Origin of the sequence: Rhodovibrio sodomensis (assembly GCF_016583645.1) — a bacterium.
Classification (GTDB): Bacteria; Pseudomonadota; Alphaproteobacteria; order Kiloniellales; family Rhodovibrionaceae; genus Rhodovibrio; species Rhodovibrio sodomensis.
On record NZ_NRRL01000077.1, the window covers coordinates 1 to 20,420 of the forward strand.

Here is a 20,420-nt window from a genome sequence, read left to right on the forward strand (position 1 = left end):
GCAAACGCCGGTCCAACCGGCTGCGCCCTGGGGCACCCTGGCTGAAGACGACGCTCGTCCAGTGCGCGGTCAGCGCCAGCAAAGCCAAGGGCACCTACCTGCGTGCGCTATACCATCGCTTGCGCGCACGCCGCGGGCCCAAGAAGGCCATCTGTGCGCTGGCCGCCTCGATGCTCACCGCGATCTATCACATGCTCAAAGACGGCACCTTCTACACCGACCTTGGCCCCGACCACTTCGACCGCCTGGACAAGAAACACCAGACCAGCCGCCTCGTGCGCCGTCTCAAGGAACTCGGTTATGCCGTGCAAATCGAACCCATCCCCACGACCAGCTGAGGCGTGTTTCTTGCGAGCTTTACCCCTCTAGTCGTGGCTCCTGTCGTATCGCCTGCCCCAATCGCTTTGGTGGTCGCCGTGAAGGCTCGCTGCTTATGCCGACGACTGACCGCTGCTGAAATCGGGCCGATCCGCCGGCGACGCGAGCGGCGTCACCGTCCATGAGCCGTGCTTCACGAGCCTGGATGCCATCCAGGCTCCGTGGCAGTATGACGGCGGGTGTCCTGGCCGTTCGAAGAGGTTTCCACGTCATTCGGGTGTTTTCACCCGGATCGGCGGCTTTGGCCCGCGCGAACCGCATTCGCTTGGCCCCATGGGCCGGCGCGTGGTAGCGATATGCAGCAGGATCTCAGGAATGTCCGCGTTGGGGGATAACGCGTGGATACGGATGCCGGCCAGCAGTACCCGACGTCAGCCATTCATCTAATGCCTTTCAAGCGTGGTTATGACTGGACGGCAGACGCGCCCGCCGGCAAGCCATCAGGATATCACATCCCCGTGTCGGCTCGTTTCAGCGCGGTCGTGGCAGCCGCGGCATTTCTGGTCGTGACAGCAACCGCCGCACCGCTTGCGGCCAGCGACGCATCGGCGGAAAGCGACGCGGCTGCCGTAGAGCCGATGTACGAGATTGGCCCAGGCGATACCATCCAGATCACTGTCTACCGGGAAGCCGAACTCAGCGGCACTTACCCGGTGCGTCCGGACGGGCGGCTCAGCCTTCCCCTGGTCGGAACGGTCGAGGTTGTTGGCCGGACCCCCATGCAATTGGCCGACGTGCTGGAAGATAAGTTTAGCGTCTATCTCCGGGATCCGCGGGTCGACGTCATGGTGACCACCGCCACGGGCACGTTCCAGGATCGCGTCCGAGTGATCGGATCCGCGGTCAGCCCGCGGAGCGTGCCCTACCGCGCGGGTATGAGCGCCCTCGACGTGCTGACGCGCATTGGCGGCCTCTCGAAGTATGCGGCCGGCGACGATGCCTACATCCTGCGCCGAACGGACGCAGAAACCCGACGCATCCCCCTTAACCTCGACGCTCTGGCGAGCGGGGACAACCTTTCCGCGAACGCGCGTATAAAGCCCGGTGACGTGCTCGTGATCCCGGAAGGCTTCCTGTCGGGCGATGTCCGGTTCACCCAGTCGGCCTTCTTCCGCCAGACCTACACGGACAACGTCGATCAGGCCCCCGACGAGACCAAGGAAGAGGCGCTGATCACCGAGGTCGGTCCCCAGGCGTCGCTCTCAGCGGACCTTACACGGGTTCAGGGCGCGCTCAACACCTCGCTGACGTTCGAGCGCCAGAGCCTCAACCGGCAAGGCGACGACATCGACGTGCGCCTGAACGGCACGGGCCAGGTAGAGTGGCTGGAAAGCTTCTTCTTCACCGACGTCGGCGCCGCGATCGCCCAGGAGAACCTTGGCAGCGGCCAGGCGACCTCGGCCAGCGGGGCAGGAAATTCGAACCAGCGCACGGTCCAGACCTATCGGGTCAGTCCCTACGTGCAACAACAACTGGGCCGGATCGCCTCACTCCAGCTACGCTACAGCGCCAACGCCACCGTCATAAGCGAGGACGACGCGGACCGCGGGACGGACGATGCCCGGTTCGGCCAGGCGCGTAGCAACAACCGGGCATCCGACAGCCTCCAGCAGGTGGCCACGGTGCAAATGTCAAGTGGTCCCAGTTTTGGGCGCTATTCCTGGACCTTAACCGGTCGCGCCTCGGAACAGCAGTTCGACGACGGGAACGAGACCGTCACCGCCGGCGCGGCCGGCACCGGTTCCGATGACGTTTCACGCCGTAGCGTGACGCTGGACAACCAGTACGACCTCTTCCGAGGCGTCGCACTGCTCGGCACGGTCGGCTACGAGACCCTGGAGTCGGGCGATCCGCGGGACGACTTCGAATCACCGGTCTGGAACATCGGCCTGCGTTACCAACCATCACCCGGAACCCAACTCTCGGCCAGGGCCGGCCGGCGCGCGGAGCAGGAGAGCTTTTCCCTCGAAGCCCGCCAGGAGATCGGGGCGCGAACGACCCTGACGGCAAGCTTCGACCAACAGATCGCCACGGGCCAGGAGCGCCGGACGCAGAACCTGACAGCGGCCGACATCGACGACATCCGTGGGGGCGGATCGATCGAGTCCGATGAGTTCGCCTTGCGCGACCAAGTCACGCGCACGGAAACCTTCCGGATCGGTGCGGACACGCGCTTCGGCCGTAGCAACATCGGCCTCAACGCGTCATACAGGACGGAACAACAAGACGTTATCGACGGAGACGATACGGAAGAAACCTACCGCGTCGGTCTCAACTTTAACCGCCCCCTGACACGCGACCTGAACCTCTCGATGAACGCGAGCTATGCCAACTCCACGTTCAGCGGCGAGGCCGTCGAGGCGACCGGTCAAAGCGCGACCGTCGAGGACGACGAGTACCGGGCTTCCGTCGGCCTGGACTACCAAGCGTTCCAGAACATCTCGCTCGGGGTCCGATACTCGTTCGCAAAACGTATCTCGACGCGCCCAGAGGATGACTTCACCGAGAATGCGGTGACGCTATCGGGTCGTTTGTCTTTTTAAGCTGGACAGCTCCAGCAACCGCCCGCGCCAACAAGCACCCGGTCACTGCGCGACCGCGCGACCGTGCGCTCCAACGACGGACGGCGCGCGTCCGAGGCATCGAGGTCGGCCAGCATCCGCCCTTCCAACACACACACCCGCCGGGCGACGTCGCGCCCGAGCGTGAATCTCGAACAGGCCCGTGATATCTCTCGGAAGCGATGGGAAAGGTGTCAGAGCCTAAGCAGGGACAGGACATGAACAGGGATCGCGCCACCCTCTCGGTCGTGGTGGACACGGAGGAAGAGTTCGATTGGTCGCGCCCGCTGTCGCGCGACAACACGTCGGTCACCAACGTCGTATACCAGGATCGGGCCCACGACGTCTTTCGCGGTTTCGGGGTCGTACCGACGTATGTCGTCGACTATCCGGTGGCCAATCATCCTGAGGCCGTGACGACCTTGGCCCGCCTCGCGGAACGCGGTGAAGCCGAGATCGGCACGCATCTGCATCCCTGGGTCAATCCCCCGCACGACGAGCTGGTCACGCCGTTCAATTCCTATGCGGGGAACTTGCCGCCGGAGTTGGAGCGCGCGAAGCTGGAAACACTAACAGACCGGATCACCACGGCGTTTGGTCAGCGTCCCCAGGTATATCGCGCCGGGCGATACGGTATCGGCCCGGCCACTTACAGCCATCTAAGGGCCCTCGGGTATACGATCGACACGAGCGTAGTGCCGCACACATCGTTCACGGCGGACGGCGGACCGGATTTCAGCGACGCCGACGCATCCGTGCGCTGGTGCGGGCCTGACGCCCAGTTGCTTGAGGTGCCGCTTACAACCGGCTTCTGCGGCGTCTTTCGTGAAGCTGGCCCGAGGGTCTATCCGCGCTTGGCCAGCGCGACGGGGATGCGGTTGCACGCGCCAGGTTTCGCGGCGCGCCTCGGGTTACTCGAACGCATCCGCCTTACCCCTGAAGGCCCCAACGCAACGGAGATGAAGCGCATCTTGCGCACGCAGTACGCGGCTGGCCAACGCCACTTCGTGCTCAGCTATCACAGCCCGTCGCTGGTGCCGGGAAACACGCCATACGTCAGGACGGCCCGCGATCTCGACGTCTTTCTTGCCGACATGAAAAGTGTCATCGCTTTCTTTACCGAGGAGCTGGGCGGCGTCCCGTCAACGTTGACACAGATCCACGCACAACTCGCTTCAGATGGAACATGACACTGGTGGCCGTGACCGATCGTGACCCTGCCGGACTCATCCGGATCACACCGCCAGCTCAAGCTGTCCGTTCTGGCCGACGTCTCAAGGACCCTCCCGACGTACGCGATCCACCGGACCCGGATGCTGGGGCAATCGCCTCAACGCGCGCGTCTAATCAGATCCTTGTGGACCAGGGGCCCACGCCCTCCTAAACGTAGCCCGATCGTCGATCCAACCTCCGGTGAGGCCCTGAAGTGCCTTTCAGATCCTGGCCCGGTGACCCGTTCATGCGACGGAACCATCCGATTCGGATGCAGACAGCCATCAAAGCGATCCATGGAAAGTTATATCCGCCCAGTGACGTAAGCGAACACTACAGCGCCCGCCACCTCAGTCGACGCAACCGAGCGCATGCGCCTTCGACCCCCGTCTCCCGCCCCCGGATAATCGCCATCCAGTCACGTGACCGGATGGCATCGGCTGCACACGACCAGGATTGCAAAGCGACGAACCAGCACTGGACGCGCGCACAGCCGCGGATGTCGCGGCTGCCCCTTGTCCGATTTCCAAGAACTCGCTGCAAGGCCCGCAAACTTCTCGGGTTTGTAGACCAAACATCGGCGACGGGCGTTGCGGTCATCTTCGTGGTTTTGACGACACGCTGCCCAGGTTTCGCCGTCCGTTGACACCGTCGCGCACCGGCGCGAGCCGCACACGCCCAACGAACAAGGACGTTCCGATGCTTCGCACTTTGACTGTAACGTCACTGTTTCCAAACCGCGCACAACCGCGACATGGGATCTTCACCGAACACCGGCTGAAGCACCTCGTTTCCACCAAACGCGTCGAAACCGACATCGTGGCCCCCTTACCCTGGGCGCCCAAGCTGCTGGCACGGACAAAACGGTACGGTATCTATACGCACGTTCCACGCTGCGAACGCAGAGACCCGTTTTCCGTCCGTTACCTGCGTTACCTGACCATCCCGCTCTTCGGCATGACGCTCTCTCCACTTACGATGGCTGCTTCGCTCTATCTCTACATTCGGCGGAACATAAAAACCGGTCATTTCGACGTGATCGATTCCTATTATATCTTTCCGGACGGCGTCGCATCAGCAATTGTCGCGCGGTTACTGCGCAAGCCCTACGTCCTGACGGGCTATGGCACCGACATCAACCTGATACCTGACTATGCCCTGCCGCGTCGGATGATCCTTTGGGCCTGCAAGCACGCGGCTGCCATCACGGTCGTTTGTCAAGCACTCAAGGATCAGCTGGTCCGTATCGGCGTGGACGAAAGCAAGATCAAAGTCGTGCTTCACGGGGTCGATCTTGAGCGATTCCAACCACCTTCGTCGCGCAAAGAAACCCAAAAAACAATCGGTATAAAGCGGCCAACACTTCTGAGCGTGGGACATCTGATCGAACGTAAAGGCCATCATATCGTTCTTGAGGCGATGACCACGCTTCCCGAATTCGACCTGCTCGTGATCGGTGACGGCGAAATGGAAGACGCCTTGAAAGAGCAGGCTCAGCGACTGGGCGTCGACGCGCGCGTGCGCTTCCTGGGCCATATCTCCCAGGAAAAGCTGCCCGCCTATTTCCAGGCGGCAGATGCCCTTGTCCTGGCCTCCAGCCGGGAAGGTATCGCGAACGTGTTACTCGAATCGATGGCCTGCGGCACGCCCGTGGTCGCCACGGATGTCTGGGGGAGCAAGGAACTCGTAACGTCAGACGTGTGTGGACGATTGGCACCCGACCGTACAGCGGCATCGATTGCCCAAAGCGTGCGCGATCTTTTTGAGAACTACCCCGAGAGGACCCACGTCAGAGCGCATGCCGAGCACTATCGATGGGAAAATACAGCGAAGACGCACGCGGAGATCCTCGAGAACGTCCTACATCACTACATTTCGCTGAACAGGGACCGATACAGCGCGCTGTAGCTGGCGATCATGGTATCCAGGCTAAAGGCGCGGCACGCCTTCTGGCGGGCGTTCCATGCGTGCTGCTCGATCACGTCTGGATGCTGCACATAGTGACTCAGCGCGTCTGCCAGACGCTGTGGAGTCTCGGACGGGACGATCCGGCCCGTCGACCCGTCATCGATTAGATGACGGTTCTCGCCAACATCCGTGGCCACGACGGCAAGACCACACGACATCGCCTCCAGCACCGTGTTGCTCGTCCCCTCGCTTTTTGATGGCAGCACAAAGACATCGAGCGCCTGGTAGAACGTTAGCGGATCGGAGATGTATCCGGTCATGACCAGATTTTCGGCCAAACCGGCTTCCCGCATGATGTTGTCGATCGCCTCACGGCGCGACCCGTCGCCGCCCAGGCACAGGCGTGTCTCGTCTTGCAGCCGGGGGCATCGACGCACCATATCGACATACGCGTAGGCCAGGTTTTCATGATCCTTGATAACCTCCAATCGCCCGAGACTACCGATCAGCAGACATCCGTCGCTTTCGCCGCACAACGCTCTCCGTACGGCGTCCCGATTGTCGGCGTCAGCCGGAACGAAGCGGGCTGTGTCGACGCCGTTCAAGATGCGTTGGATCTTGTGTGACGGGATCCCTTGCTCCTCTGCCATCCATGTCGCGATGTCACTTGAGAGCGCGACATATCTCCGGGTAAACAGCCCGCCGAGCCTCCGTATAGCCCGGTATTTCAGCGGCGATCCGCCACGTTCCAGCATATCAAGGCCGTGTTCGCTGTGAACGAGTTCAGGGTTACCGGCCGCTTTCGCGATTGGGAAAAGGTCAATGGTGGGGAGATTGCGCGTGTGCACGATATCCGGCCGAATTTCGCGTAGCACACGGAAGGTTTTTGCATACCTCGCGCAGTGCCCCGACGATCCACCGCCTAGAGAATGAAGTTTTACATCCGTCGCAAGCCTGTCCGCCAAAGGATTATCATCTTCCAGACAAACGATTGTATGTCTGAATAAACGCCGATCGGTATGATTGACGATGTTGACGACACCATTCTCCATGCCGCCGTAGCCAAGCCGCAGAAGGAGGTGACACACGTGCACCGGCTTCTCTCTGTGGGGTTGTCGCCCGAAAAACGTCTTCAGCATGGGGTACCGGTTAGCGCGTGGACGCGTGTGCCGTCAGCGTATCCAATCAGCAGCCTCTGGCCGTGTCGCCATCTTTTGGCGGCTCAGTCTGTGGGGGCTCCGCGCTCGTTCCGCGGGCGCAGAGACGCATACAACCGATGAGCGGCGCCGCTTGTGCAGGCGACCCAGGGCTATCGTCGGCTGCCGGGCTCGTCGAGATCGGCCTCCCGCCGCCCGTCTCGTTCCGTCGGGCCGTTCGCGCCGTTGACCTCTCGACGACCGGCGCTTACCGGCGAGATCGCGCGGCACGCGGTGTAGGCGGACCCAAACCCAGATGTGACGCGGCTCAGGCGCCAGCCAGCCTGCGAACCGACCCTCGGCTGCCGGCGCTGCGTCAAAAGTCCCGGTTAACAACCGCATAACACCCCGGGTCGACAGTCGTCGGCAACCGCCGGGCCGGCCAAGCGTCGCCGCCAGGCCGACAGGGCGCCGTCGGGGCCGAGGGGGGACGTCAGGATCGAAGGCCGGGCGGCCGTCCCGCGGGGGCACGGCATGGCCGGTCCCGCGCAGGTCTGTCGAAGCGGGCGCTACGCGCTGGCCCTGGGCTGTGTCCACCTTACTCACCGCGCCCCCGCGTTCCAGATCACGACCCGCACCGTCTGAAGGGCGACCGACAAATCGAACATCAACGTGAAATGCTTGATGTAGAACAAATCGTAGGCCAGCTTCCGCCGGGCGTCCTCAACCGACGCCCCATAGGGATAGTTGAGCTGCGCCCACCCGGTGATCCCGGGCTTGACGCAGTGACGCTCGCGGTAGAACGGGATTTCCTTCGCCAGGAGCTCGACGAACTCCGGGCGCTCGGGCCGCGGGCCGACGAAGCTCATCTCGCCCTTCAGAACGTTCAGCGCCTGGGGGATCTCGTCGATCCGGGATTTCCGGATGATCCGGCCGACGCGGGTGACCCGTGCATCGTTCTGGCTCGCCCATTGAACCTGGCCAGCCCGTTCCGCATCGTTGCGCATCGACCGGAACTTGTAGAGCGTGAAGGGTCGGTCCAGCTGACCGACACGACGCTGGGTGTAGAACACCGGTCCCGGGCTCTCCAGCTTGATCGCGAAAGCGGTCAGCGCGAGGATCGGAAACGTCAAGGCGAGAAGCGTGAGGCTCGCCGTGACGTCGATAACGCGCTTCCCCGCCATGTGCCAGCTGCCGGTGCGAAATCCGGTTCCTTCGAAGAACCAGCTGGGCTTGAGTTCTTCGAGCGGGACCGCCCCTTCAGCCCGTTCGCAGAAACTTGCGTAGGGCGTGACCGGCACGCCGGAAAGGCGAACGGCAACCAGCGACTCCAGCGGCAGACTTCCGCGCCGATCTTGCGGCGCCAGGACAATCTCGTCCACGCCCATCCGCCGCACGTAATCCACGAGGTCGCCGGGCGAAGCGACGATCCGCTCCGGCAGGACAGCGTTTTCGCCGTCCTCGATGTCGATGAACGCGGCGATCCGGTACCGGCTTGCGCGACCCCGATTTTCCAGCGCTTCGAGGCGCTTGGCGTTCGTGCCCGTCCCAAGAACCAGCACGTGCGTTTTCAGGTGCGCGAGATCGGCGATCCGCAGGAACGCGTCATGCACGAGCGCCAGGGCGATGAAAGAGACGGATAGACCCGGAGCGATCGCCGAGAACGGCAGCGTGAGGACGCCGAACGCGTAGGCGAACAACACGTACAACGCAAACGCCAACGCGAGGGCCAGCAGGATACGGACCAGAAGGTCGAGGTACGACTTGGCGACGTGCCAGGCGTACAGACCCATCGCGTAAAGCATGAGCACCACAAGAACCGCGATCGCCACAGACCGCTGGCCAATGGCGGAAAAGGGATCCGCGATACCCTGCCAGTCGTTGAACAACAACGTGCTTGCGCCGAACGCGGCGATCAGCAGAAGGAGTTCCACCGCGGCCAGGAGGATCAATGGCCAGGAAACGCGTGTGTTCATTACTTCAGCAGTCGGTTTGAGGTCGGTTTCTCAACCAACATTAACCAGAACACGTTAAAATCTCCCCAAAATGCCCATAGGGATGATAGCGGCGCGGGCGTCAAGCGGACACCGGGGCGCGCGTGCGTTGCGCCGGCTTCTCGTGAACTTTCTCCAGAAACCCCGCGAACATCAGCAAAGCCCAGATCGTCTGGGATCGATCCTGAGTGCCTTCCATATGTTCCTCTACCAGCCGGTCAATCGCCGCGCCTTCGAACAGGCCACAGGAGCGCAAGGGCCCTCCCTGAAGGCTGGCCCGGACGCGATGCGCCAGAGGACCGCGGAACCAGCTTGCAAGCGGCACGGCAAAGCCCATTTTTTCCCGATACAGGACGTCTCTCGGCAAGCGCGGCTCGAAGGCTTTCTTGAGGATGTATTTGCCTTCCCGCCCGCGCAGCTTCTGGCCCGGCGCGACCCCGCCGGCCCACTCGACGAACGGATGATCCAGCATCGGAACGCGCACCTCCAGGCCATGGGCCATGCTCGCCCGGTCGACCTTGGTCAGAATATCGCCAGGCAGATAGGTCTTGATGTCGGCATACTGGGCGCGCGAGAGATGGTGGTCCGTCGGTGCCGCGGCCATGACCGCACGCAGATGGTCGACGGCCCGGTAGCCCGACAGACGCTGCTTGAACTCGGGCGCATACAGGCGCTCGCGCTGTACGGCCGGCACCACGGCGAGGGTTGAGAAGTACCCATCGACCGTCTCGCGGGCGAGCGCTTGCAGGGTCGCCTTAGCCCGCAGCGGCTTGGGCGCCCAATCGAGCTTCGGGTATATCTTGCCGAGCACGCCGAAAAGCGGGCCGCGGACGCGCTGGCTCAACCGACGCCGAACCAGTTCCTCGTAGTGGTGCCAGCGGTGCCGCCGGTAGCCGGCGAACACCTCGTCTCCACCATCCCCCGAGAGCGCCACGACCACGTGCTCGCGGGTCTGCTCGCACAGCCGGTAGGTCGGGATCGCCGAACTGTCCGCGAACGGCTCGTCGTACACGGCGGGCAAAATTTCCAACAGGTCGAAGTCATCTGATGCGACTTGACGCGCATGGTGATGCGCCCCGCAATGCTCCGCGACACGGCGGGCGTAGCTCGACTCGTCGTAATCCGATTCCCCGAACCCGATGGCACTGGTTTCGATCGACGCAGCGCCGGCGGCGACCATGGAGGCGACGACAGCGCTGGAGTCCACGCCCCCTGAGAGAAAGGCGCCGAGCGGCACATCCGCGACCAGCCGCGCCCGCACCGCGTCGGTCAAGCCCGCGCGCAGGGCCTCGGCGTTTGTCGCCTCGGACCGCTGTGGCGCCGCATCGTCGAACGTCACATCCCAGTATTGCCAAGGGGCGCCGAGCCGTGCGCCGCGGTGCACGATCTGCACACAGCCGGGCGCCAGTTTGAACACGCCGGTGTAAATCGACCGCGGGTCTGGGACGTAGCCGAACGCGAAATACTCCTCGACCGCCTTCGGATCGATTTCACGCGGCAGATCCGGGATCTCCAGCAACGCCTTAAGCTCGGAACCGAAGGCGATAGTGCCGTCCTTCAGCTCGGTGTAGTACAGCGGCTTGATCCCCAGGCGATCGCGCGCGAGAAACAGGTCACCGCGCCCGGCGTCGTAAAGGGCGAACGCGAACATCCCGCGGAAGCGCTCGACACAATGCGCCCCCCACTCTTCCCAGGCGTGGACGATCACTTCCGTATCGCACCGGGTCTGAAAGACGTGACCGCGCGCCCGGAGATCCGCCATCAGTTCGGCGAAGTTGTAGATCTCGCCGTTGTAGACGACCACAACCGAACCGTCCTCGTTGAAGAGCGGCTGGTGCCCCGCCGACAGGTCGATGATCGACAAGCGCCGATGACCGAGTGCCACACCGGGTGCGCGGTGGGTTCCGCGATCATCCGGTCCACGGTGGCTCAGCGAATCCGTCATGGCGTCGAGCAGATCGGCGTCGAACATTCGTGTTCCGGTTCGATCGAACAGCCCGGCGATGCCACACATCTCAGTCCCCCTGCCTTGAGCCGTTGCGCGCACCCAGGGTGCCGCGCAGGTCCGCGTCCGCCATGAAGCTCCGCAATCGGCTTTGGGCTTCCGGCCCGGCCTGCGTCGCGACGGCCACCGCCGCCCCGTCGACCGGACCAAGCAGTTGCAACGCGAGACGGCGGGCCTTGGCGCGCCAGCCGGTCGTCGTGGCCTCCCCGCCGACGACGTACCAGTACCAGACCAGACGTTCGCCGTCCCGCGTCGCCAAACGCAAATAGGCTGGCGGCGGCCAGGCCCCGCCCCCGTCGACCGAAGTGACCCCGCGCGCCATCACCGTGTTGCGCTCGCCCCCGGCTAGATCGTTCTGCATCGCGACGAGTTCGGCCCCGGGACGCAGCGGCGTGTACCGCGCCACGAACAGCTCGACTGTGCTTTGCGCCTTGGTGTAGCGCCAGACCGCTGTCGCGTCGGCCGACGGAAACGACGGTTGCCACGTTGATCTTGCTGGTCTCGGATCGGCCCAACCGGCAACCTGTGGCGGTTCGATCTCAACCGGCCCGACCGGCGCGCTCGCGGGCGCGACCGCCGCCGCGTAGCCGCGCAGCCCGGCGAGTCCGAACAACGCGATCACAATAACGCCGGCGGCGCGCGCAGCCCGCCATCGAGAACGTGTCTTGGGCGTGGACGCGCTCGCGACATCTGGCTGGGCCGGGGCGATCGCCTGGACTGGGGCGACTGCCTGAGCCGGGACGGCTGCGGGGTCACGCATCGCGGCGGCCACAAGGATCAGCACCACGGTCACGAACGACAAGAAGATGCCACCGTAGATCAGATGGTCGACTCCCACCGCGATCTCGAAGTCGCTGAGGTGGGCCAACATGACAATCCCGTAGGCCCGCACGACGTTGGCCCCGATGGGGACGATCAGACTGATGACGACGAAGGCCCAGCGCTTCCACGTGCGCGTGAAGAATGAATCGGCAGCGACCACGCCGAAAGCCAGGCAGGCGACCAGATAGCGCACCCCGGCACACGCTTCGGCAACGTGAAAGGTTCCCCCGGGGATCGTCAGGAACCACCCGTCCAAGTACACCGGCACGCCCGTAAGCCGTAAGAGTTCGACGGTGTAGTCCGCCGTGAGCCATTGCAGCGGCTCCACCAGACCGTCGGCCAGTGGAACCGCAAGCAGCAGATAAGCCAGGGGCAGCGCGAGCACGCGCGCGATGCGCAACCCGACCACCGCGACGACCGTCGCTTGAATCCCGACCACCGCGCCGAGGTGGCGCAGCAGATCGATGTCCCCCAATTCGCCCATGAACCACACCGAACCAGCCGCCAGGATGCCCGCGGCCCCCAGCAGCGAGGGATCGAGCGTCATACCAGTCAGGCGGTGCCGGCGCCGATACGCGAGATAGAGGGCCACCGGCGGGATCAGGAAGCCGTAGCTGTACGTCGCGGACGAGAGCCAGATCCCGACCAGACCCGCCAACGCCTCGTGGAAAAGCCCCCCGACGGCGACGAGACAGCCGATCAGGAGGCCCCAGACGCGCACGGCCTTGCCCCGTCCGCGCGAGCCGCCGACGCGACCGCTCTCGGACGCACGCGTCCCGCTTACTCGCTCGTCGGTCGGTCGGGCCTTGATCACCTTACGCGAGCCCTCTGGAGATCACCGGGCCCAGAACCTTGGTTACCGGCAGTGGCAAACGTTTCCAGATGGCGATCGCACGCCGGAACTTGGGGTTCGACGGGTTCGTCTCGGGCACCTGATCGGCGTTGATCAGCCGGTACTCGTAAACGAGCGGGACGGGCGTGAACCCCCAGTTCTTTTTGAAATTGTAAGGCCCGGTGCCGACCTTACTCCGCCCGAAGTCAAACTCCGCACAACCGCGTTCGCGTGCCCGGCGCATCACCTCCCAGTACATGAAGTCATTGGCTGCGAGGTCACGGGCGGCCGCCGTCCCGCCGCCGTAATAGGGGCGGACGGTCTCGCCGTCGTAGAACGACATCACCCCCGCAACGGGGGTGCCGTCGTGGGTGATGATGAGCAGCTCGCATCGATCGCCGAACGTCCGCTTCAACTCCTCGAAGAGACGCCGCGTGAAAACGGGCGTTCCGAGATTGCGCACGCTCTCGGCGTAGATCTCGTACAGAGGGGCGACATCCTGCGTGACATGGCTTTCCAGCCCATTGGCGATGCCCTTGCGCACCATCGCCCGCTGCTTGCGCGGAATCGCCTTCATGTTCGTCTCGTCATCGCCGGCCAGCTCTTTGGAAAAAGTGGCGTAGAGGTCCGCGCGCGCCGCCCAATCGGTGTTACGGCGCGTGCGCAGCCGATACTCGACGAAGTCAACGTTCAGGCGCTCCCCGAGCGCGACGGCTGCCTGATCTAGCTCCTTCCCCACCTCCGAATCGCGGGCAAGCGGCCCCGCTTCGACAGCAAAGCCGTTGGAGACTAGGGCATTGTCAAACAGGCGACTGCGCACATGCGTCAGCGGAACCCCGCCCACGATCTCGCCTGCGCGTTCGGCGAGCAGCACGTAGGGCCGGTGGCCGAGCGCGCGGCCGACCGCGCGTCCCCAATCGGCGGTGTGGAATATCGCACCGGCCTCGTGTGATGCGACGAACCCGTCCCATGCGTCCGTCGCTTCCTCTTGAGGGTCCAGAATGCGAACCGAGATCGTTGCTTTCACCGTCACGTTGATATCAGTTCGCCGAACACACGGTCCATCCGACCCCAGTCGAAATCGTCCAAGACCTGGGCCAATCGTCCCTCCATGCGCGCCTGATTGGTGTAGTGTCGCACCCGGGTGCGCAAAGTCAGCCCGTCCGGTCGCGGCTGCTCCGGATCGATCTCCCAGGGGTGGAAGTAAAAGACGGATCGGCGCCCTTCATCCCGTCGGACCCGGGCAATCGCCCAACGGGACAACCTGTAAGGCAGGAGCCTGAAATATCCGCCGCCACCGCACGGAATGGCCTGCTGGCCGAACCGCGCAGCTGACACCGGGATTTCGATCAGCGGCAAGTCCGGGTTCGGACTGTAAGGCTCGGCCGGACCATCGTGAGCACCGTAGAGGTCATGGCGGATCGGGTAGATACTGGAACTGTACGCGTAGCCCTCTTCGGCCAGAACGTCATGGGCCCACGGCACGGCCGAAGAGATCGAGAAGCTGGCGGCGCGATACCCCCTCACCGCGCTCCCGCTGACGTCTTCCAGGAGGGCTTTCGTACGGCGCACGTCGGTTCGGAATTCCTCGGCATCCTGATGCGGGACCCGGACGTGGTCCCATCCGTGGCTGGCAATCTCGTGGCCGGCAGCCGCAATCCGCCGCACCATCGCTGGATGGCGCTCGGCGATCCATCCCAGCACGAAAAAGGTCGCCGGCGTCGCATGAGCGGCGAAAAGCTCCAAAATCCGATCGACGTTACCCTCGACGCGCGACGGGAAGTCGTCCCAGTCGGCTCGACGCACCAAAGTCTCGAATGCTGAGACCTGGAAGTGCTCCTCCACGTCCACCGTCATTGCCCCGCCAGGTCGTCGGCTGTTTGACCGCCCGTCTCGCTCTGCCTCCATGTATGCCACTTTCCCGGATCCTCAGGACCTACGACCGAGCAGGTCGTAAATACGATTGAGTTTGTTGCGGTAGGTTGTCAGCTCCGACTGTAGTGCCCTTACGTGGTCGAACAGGTCATAGAGGCGCTCACGCTCGACGACGACCTTGTCCTGGTCACCGGCGAGACGGGCCGGAAGCTCGACAAGATCGGGGGTGAAGTCCGCCGCAACTGTCCGCGTCCCCCCGGGTTCGGTTTCCGAAACTTCGTCACCCAAGTGCTCCTCGCGCAACTCCGCATCAACCGTATCCACGATGTCTTCGTCCACCTGACGACGCCCTTCAAGATAGGCGTACAACAGCAAACGATCGCACATGCGGTTGATCTTGCGCGGCACCCCCTGAGTCGTCTGATAGACCCTTTCCAGCGCTTGCGGCCGGAACACCTCGCTGCCATTCCATCCCGCCGCGCGCAACCGGTGTTCGACGTATTGCCGGACATCCGCGCGCGTCAGCGGGCGCAGATGATACGACGCGACGACCCGCTGGCGGATCTGCTCGCACTCCCGTGTCTTGAGGCGTTCGTTGAACTGGGGCTGCCCGACTAGCAGCATCTGGAAAACCCCGCGGGCCTCGGCCTGGAAGTTCGACAGCATACGCAGTTCTTCGAGCGCCTCCGTCGAGAGGTTCTGGGCCTCATCGACGATCAAGAGTGCATTCTCCCCCGATTTCGCAGCGCGCGCGAAGAAGCTCCCCAGGTTGCGAAGAGACTCGGCTTTCGAGCCGCCTGTCGTCTCGAAACCGAACGCCAGTTCGATGTAGGCCAACAGGCTCGCGGGTTCGAGCTGTGTCGTATTGATCTTCGCCGTCGTGGCCTGATTCAGCCGACCACTCGACAGGAGAACCTCGATGAGTGTCGTTTTGCCAGCCCCCACTTCGCCCGTAACGACGACGAACCCCTCGTTCTTCGAGAGGCCGTAGGTCATCGTCGCCAGCGCCCGCTGGTGTGCGCGGCTGCTGAAGTAAAACCGGGCATCCGGTGTGATCTGGAACGGAAGGCTTTTAAGCCCGAAGTATTCGGCGTACATAACCTCTCCGAGAGGGCTTAGCGCTCACCGACGGCACCGCCGCGATGCTCAGTTCACTTATTTACGGATTTGTAGTAGCCATAGTAGGGTAAAGAACTCCCGCCGATCAGCCCGCGGCTCTTGTTCAAGACGATGCTCGTTCGTGTGTCTTCGGGCAACTGTTCCATCGCTTGGTCGATCGCACGTCGCGTCGTGCGATCAGCCTCAACGACGAAGATGACTTGACCCGCCAGTTGCGCCAGAACCGCCGGTTCAGATGTGCCCAGCAACGGTGGTGTGTCGAACAAGATCACCCGGTCGCTGTACCTCTGGGACAGCTCGGCCGTGACCTCGCGCATACGTTGACTGGCAAGCAGTTCAGTCGATAGCTGACGTGTTTTTCCCGTCCCGATCACGGAAAAACGTGGTATGTCCGTGCGGACGATCACTTCGGACAGGTCTATCGTCGGGTCCTGCACGACATCAAGCAACCCTTTCTCGGGTTCAATACCGAAAGCTTCATTCGTTGTCGACCTGTGAATGTCGAGATCTACAAGCAGAACGTGCAGATCGATCTCCGTTGCCAGACTCAAGGCCAGATTAACGGCAAGAAAACTCTTCCCCTCCCCCGGCCAGGCACTCGTGACTTGGACGACATTGCTGTGGCCCTCGGTACCAGTGTACATCCGGCGGATGAGGCCCTGCTTGATGAGACGCATTTCCTCAGCGAGGCGAGACTGCATCTGGTCAGAGGTGAGGCCACCGTACGCCTTGAGTCTGTTCTGATCCACTTGGACTGCCGGACTCGAAGGTCCGTCGCCAGACCGCTTCAACGGCTCGCGCGGCCGTGCAAAACCAGTGCGCCCGGTCTCGGTCTGAGGCCGGCCGCGGTCCGTCTCCTGGGATCGGCGGTCAAGTTCTTCAGCCGCCCGCTCAACGAGTGAAGGGCTGCCAGTGCCGCGCCTGGTGTTTGGATCCGGCCGACTATCGTCCATGATGCATCCTTTCCGTTCGCCCGGATCGCTGGGCGAGCGCTCCTTTCTGTCGAGACCGGGTCACACCGGTCAGCCACGCACCGCGGCGACCAGTTGGGTTAAGCCGAAGCGGCTCAGAACGCCCGGGTCGATATTCCCGAGCCCGTACATCTGCTCCACGACAAGCAATCCGGCGAAACAGGCGACGAACGCGGTGCTGGTAACGACGAACGCGGCCAAATTTATGATTCGCCACTTCCGTTCCCCAGGCTCCGGCTGCCGGGACAAAGTCCCGAGCACCGGCACGTCGTACTCGCGGCGGATGTGCTGGACACTGCCGAAAGACGTCTTGATGATCCCCAGGAACAGTGCGAGCCCTCCACCTGTGCCGACGGACAAGACGAAGGCCGCCGCCAGATACACCGGTCGGTTCGGCCCGGACGGCGCTGAAGGCACCTGCGGGTTCTCGATCATGCGGAACTTAACGCCTTCGGCCTGCTGGTTCCGTTCCTCCGACATTTTAGCGGTTTCGAGCCGGGACAGCATCGTCTGGTAACGATTTTGGATCACACTGTAGTCCCGTTGGAGTTCCTTTAGCTTCGCTTCAACCTGGAAAACCTCGTCACGCTTTTTCCGCAGACTTTCAAGCGCTTGTTGGGTTCGCGCGACCTGCTGAGTGAGAGATTCGACGTTCGAGCGGGCCTCCACGAACTGGACACGAAGATCCGTATAGGTTGGATTCGGGATCTTTATACCGCCGTCTTGCCCTTCGGTCCCACTTGTGCGATCCGGCCCGCTTCCGTCGCTGGCTTCAAGGCTACCGCTTGGCCCGCTGCTCTTCTCTTTCATCAGGGACTGCAACTGCCGCTGTGCCCGCTCGACATCGGGGTGCTCAGCCGTGTACTGAGACTTCAAGTCGTCCAGCTTGGCCCGGAGTTCCATGATCCGCGCGTCGATGTTCGACGGCGGGCCGAGATTTCCACCTTGCTGTGTAAGCATCTCGGGTGTCTGCTCCAGTTCCCGCCTGAGAAGCTCGACGCGCGCCCGAGCGTCTGCCAGAGCGCCTCGGAGAGCCGCCAACTTTGACTTGACCTGCTCTAGTTCCTCTCCATAACTCGTATTGCCCGGCAACGTATTCGCGTTCTCACGCTTGAATTCGGCTAGTCGCTGCTCCGCTTCGTTCAGCCGTTCCCGGTAGCTTTGAACTTGGTTGCGGATAAAGGTTTGTGCCTGGTTAATGTCTGACCGGTTATCGCCCAGATTGTTTTCGATGAAAATGGTGGTCGCTTCGTTAACGATATCGCGGGCCAATTGTGGATTTCGTCCGGTATAGGATACCGTGAATATGTTTTCTTGGTTACTGGATATCGTGAGCCCGGCAGACACACGTTGTGCCAGGGCGTCTAACTCCTCAGCCGACTCCGCCTGAAGATCGAGGTCCGTTCGTCGCACGATCTCCTGCATGTTCGATCGCGTCTTTAGGGTCTGACGCATGACCTCGATCTGGCGCTGCGTGTCGCCGTCGATCGCAACACCCTGGAGCAGGGGGCCCAGCACGCTCTTCGTATCGACGTAGATCTTGGCCTCAGAGGTATACTGGCTCGGCATCTGGGCCACGTACGTCCAACCCGCTGCGGCCACCCCCACGGCGACCAGAAGCGCCAGCCAACGCCGCCGCCAAAGGGCGTCAAGGTAGTAAAAGATCTGATCCCAGAGCTCCGATATCACGGTGCATGGACTCCCTGTCTTCCCGTGCCGCCAACTCTACATCACAAGAGGTTATAGAAACGTTTCGGGAATGATGAGCACGTCGCCGGGGCGCATGGCGACATTCTCGCTGATCTCACCATCACGAACTAGGCTATCGAGTTCGACGCTGAATTCCTTCTGCTCCCCGTCGACCACCCGGATCAACTTGGCCCGGTCACCGGCGGCGAACTCGGTGAGTCCGCCGACGCGGATCATCACATCCAACAACGTCATGTTGGCGCGATAGGGAATGGCCTGGGGTTGCGTCGCAGCTCCAACGACCCGAACCTGCTGCTGGAATGTCCCTGAGAAACTGTTGACGATTACGGTGACCAAGGGATCCTGGATATACGTGGCCAATTCTTTTTCGATGTCTCGGGCTAATGCCGTTGGGGTTTTACCATTCGCTTTCAGGTCGTTGATCAAAGGAATGGTTATTCGACCATCCGGGCGAACAGTAACGTTCCGAGTGAGGTCCGGGTTACGCCACACAAAAATCTGCAGGCCATCACCAGGTCCGATTCGGTAAAGGGGCGCTTCGATATCGACCTGTCCGAGTTTGGCCTGAGGGAGCTGGTCGCCGGTGGAGCACGCGCCGAGCAGCATCAGCGCCATAAACACCGTGAACAGGCGAGATAGGGTCATCTTTGCAGTTGCTCCTTCCTTTGAAACCGACGGCTACCATATCCCCGCGCCGTACGGACAACAAGTTGCTGCCCTACCTCTTCAGCGCCGTCCTGCGCATGAGGTACCGCCTCGGACTATTCCTCGTAGCTTCTCCGCCCGAAGCCGGCTTCCGCGTCCACACCAGGCACTCGGCGGCGTTGAACAAGCGTCCCGAAATAGATCTTTCCGCTGCCTCGCCACGCCACTGCGCCGTCAACTGGACACCACCGGAACATGGCTATCCAGTGCGCCTGACCCGTGGGAAGCCGGGTGTGTAAGTGTTTCGGGCCGAGTTGTACGCGAGGCTTGTGGCATTGTTTTCAGCTCACCGGCCTGGATCTTGGTTGGATCGGTAACCATGCGGGCCACTTTGCCTGGCGAGCCAGCGCCAGTGCTTGGTATTGTAGGCCGGCCCTATTGCGTTCTGCGTCTGTTCTCCATATCTTGGGGCCATGGCGAACGATCACCTGACCCTGCAGGGCTTCCTGGATCTGGTGCCGGACGAAGACCATGCCGAGGCGTTGTTCCTGTCCGCCCGCTGGCCGGATGGACCGGTTTGCCGCTGGTGCGGCGCAGTCGGCAATGCGCGTCAGCTACCCGGACACAAGATGCTGTTCCACTGCCGCGACTGCGGCCGGGCGACGTCGGCTCGCGCGGGCACCCCGATGGAGGCGTCGCATCTTCCGGTGCGGACATGGCTGACCGCGATGTTCCTGATGGCCTGCTCGTCCAAGGGCATTAGGCGTCCTTGTGGACGCCTAGCAGGGTGTCCCGCACGTCAACTTGGCTTCTGGCTCGGTCTCCAGTACCGCACGGCCTGGCACCTGTCGCACCGGATCCGCCGGATGGACAGCCCCTCGGCGCCGCGTCGCGGCGCCATGGAGGCGGACGATCCGGTCCTGCGCGGGGTGGTGGAGATGGACGAAACCTACGTTGGCGGCGCCCCGCGGCCCCGAAACACCGGCGACGACGATTCCGATGACGACGACTGCGGTGATGGACCCGTTGAATCGCGCCCGAAAGGACGCGGCACGTCCAAGCCGCTGCTGCTGACCGCGGTCGAACGCGGCGGCTCGGTCCATGCCCACCGCATCGAAAGCCACCGTACAGACGCGATCGCACCCGCCTGGCGCGCCTGGGTCGATCCAATGGCCAGGCTCGTGACGGATGCGTTGCCAGCCTACCGCCGGATCGGCCAGTCCTACCCCAGCCATCTGACGGTCAACCATTC

General features: G+C 62.9%; 14 protein-coding genes and 1 pseudogene. 5 read left to right on the forward strand and 10 right to left on the reverse strand.

Annotation, left to right across the window (positions count from 1 at the left end):
• The 4 genes and pseudogenes from CKO28_RS19550 to CKO28_RS19565 form a co-directional block, all read left to right on the forward strand.
• Positions 1-338: pseudogene (locus tag CKO28_RS19550) on the forward strand (IS110 family transposase); the annotation flags it as partial.
• 378 nt (positions 339-716) lie between these two features.
• Positions 717-2,921: a TIGR03016 family PEP-CTERM system-associated outer membrane protein gene (locus CKO28_RS19555; protein ID WP_200342501.1), complete on the forward strand. Its 2,205-nt coding sequence runs from the start codon at positions 717-719 to the stop codon at positions 2,919-2,921.
• Between the two features lie 236 nt (positions 2,922-3,157).
• Positions 3,158-4,129 carry a polysaccharide deacetylase family protein gene (locus tag CKO28_RS19560; protein ID WP_200342502.1) on the forward strand — a complete coding sequence of 324 codons (972 nt, stop codon included), beginning with the start codon at positions 3,158-3,160 and terminating at the stop codon, positions 4,127-4,129.
• Between the two features lie 478 nt (positions 4,130-4,607).
• Complete coding sequence (locus CKO28_RS19565; protein WP_200342503.1) at positions 4,608-6,059, forward strand: glycosyltransferase family 4 protein; 1,452 nt, start codon at positions 4,608-4,610, stop codon at positions 6,057-6,059.
• On the opposite strand, the gene CKO28_RS19570 is transcribed toward CKO28_RS19565, so the two are convergent.
• The 10 genes from CKO28_RS19570 to CKO28_RS19615 form a co-directional block, all read right to left on the reverse strand.
• The gene (locus CKO28_RS19570; RefSeq protein ID WP_200342504.1) at positions 6,020-7,198 is read right to left on the reverse strand and encodes a glycosyltransferase; all 1,179 of its coding nucleotides are present in this window, start codon (positions 7,196-7,198) and stop codon (positions 6,020-6,022) included. The two genes, CKO28_RS19565 and CKO28_RS19570, sit on opposite strands and share 40 nt — an antisense overlap.
• Positions 7,199-7,797: 599 nt before the next feature.
• Positions 7,798-9,147: a TIGR03013 family XrtA/PEP-CTERM system glycosyltransferase gene (locus tag CKO28_RS19575; protein ID WP_207168882.1), complete on the reverse strand. Its 1,350-nt coding sequence runs from the start codon at positions 9,145-9,147 to the stop codon at positions 7,798-7,800.
• A 124-nt stretch (positions 9,148-9,271) separates the two neighbouring features.
• The gene (locus tag CKO28_RS19580) at positions 9,272-11,203 is read right to left on the reverse strand and encodes an XrtA/PEP-CTERM system amidotransferase (protein ID WP_200342506.1); all 1,932 of its coding nucleotides are present in this window, start codon (positions 11,201-11,203) and stop codon (positions 9,272-9,274) included.
• 1 nt (position 11,204) lies between these two features.
• Positions 11,205-12,830, reverse strand: coding sequence for an exosortase A (gene xrtA / locus CKO28_RS19585; RefSeq protein WP_200342507.1), 1,626 nt, complete (start codon positions 12,828-12,830; stop codon positions 11,205-11,207).
• A gap of 1 nt (position 12,831) precedes the next feature.
• Positions 12,832-13,881: a FemAB family XrtA/PEP-CTERM system-associated protein gene (locus CKO28_RS19590; RefSeq protein ID WP_200342508.1), complete on the reverse strand. Its 1,050-nt coding sequence runs from the start codon at positions 13,879-13,881 to the stop codon at positions 12,832-12,834.
• Positions 13,878-14,705 (reverse strand): XrtA system polysaccharide deacetylase, encoded by an 828-nt coding sequence (locus tag CKO28_RS19595; RefSeq protein WP_242480673.1) that lies wholly within the window; start codon positions 14,703-14,705, stop codon positions 13,878-13,880. The genes CKO28_RS19590 and CKO28_RS19595 overlap by 4 nt, the downstream gene beginning before the upstream one ends.
• A gap of 72 nt (positions 14,706-14,777) precedes the next feature.
• Positions 14,778-15,821: an XrtA/PEP-CTERM system-associated ATPase gene (locus CKO28_RS19600; protein ID WP_200342509.1), complete on the reverse strand. Its 1,044-nt coding sequence runs from the start codon at positions 15,819-15,821 to the stop codon at positions 14,778-14,780.
• A 53-nt stretch (positions 15,822-15,874) separates the two neighbouring features.
• Complete coding sequence (locus CKO28_RS19605; protein WP_207168883.1) at positions 15,875-16,591, reverse strand: XrtA-associated tyrosine autokinase; 717 nt, start codon at positions 16,589-16,591, stop codon at positions 15,875-15,877.
• A gap of 273 nt (positions 16,592-16,864) precedes the next feature.
• Positions 16,865-18,502, reverse strand: coding sequence for an XrtA system polysaccharide chain length determinant (locus CKO28_RS19610; protein ID WP_200342511.1), 1,638 nt, complete (start codon positions 18,500-18,502; stop codon positions 16,865-16,867).
• A gap of 51 nt (positions 18,503-18,553) precedes the next feature.
• Positions 18,554-19,168 (reverse strand): XrtA/PEP-CTERM system exopolysaccharide export protein, encoded by a 615-nt coding sequence (locus CKO28_RS19615; protein WP_242480674.1) that lies wholly within the window; start codon positions 19,166-19,168, stop codon positions 18,554-18,556.
• A gap of 473 nt (positions 19,169-19,641) precedes the next feature.
• Between CKO28_RS19615 and CKO28_RS19620 the strand changes: the two genes are divergently transcribed.
• The coding region (locus tag CKO28_RS19620) for an IS1595 family transposase (RefSeq protein WP_200342512.1) at positions 19,642-20,420 on the forward strand (779 nt) is incomplete at its 3' end.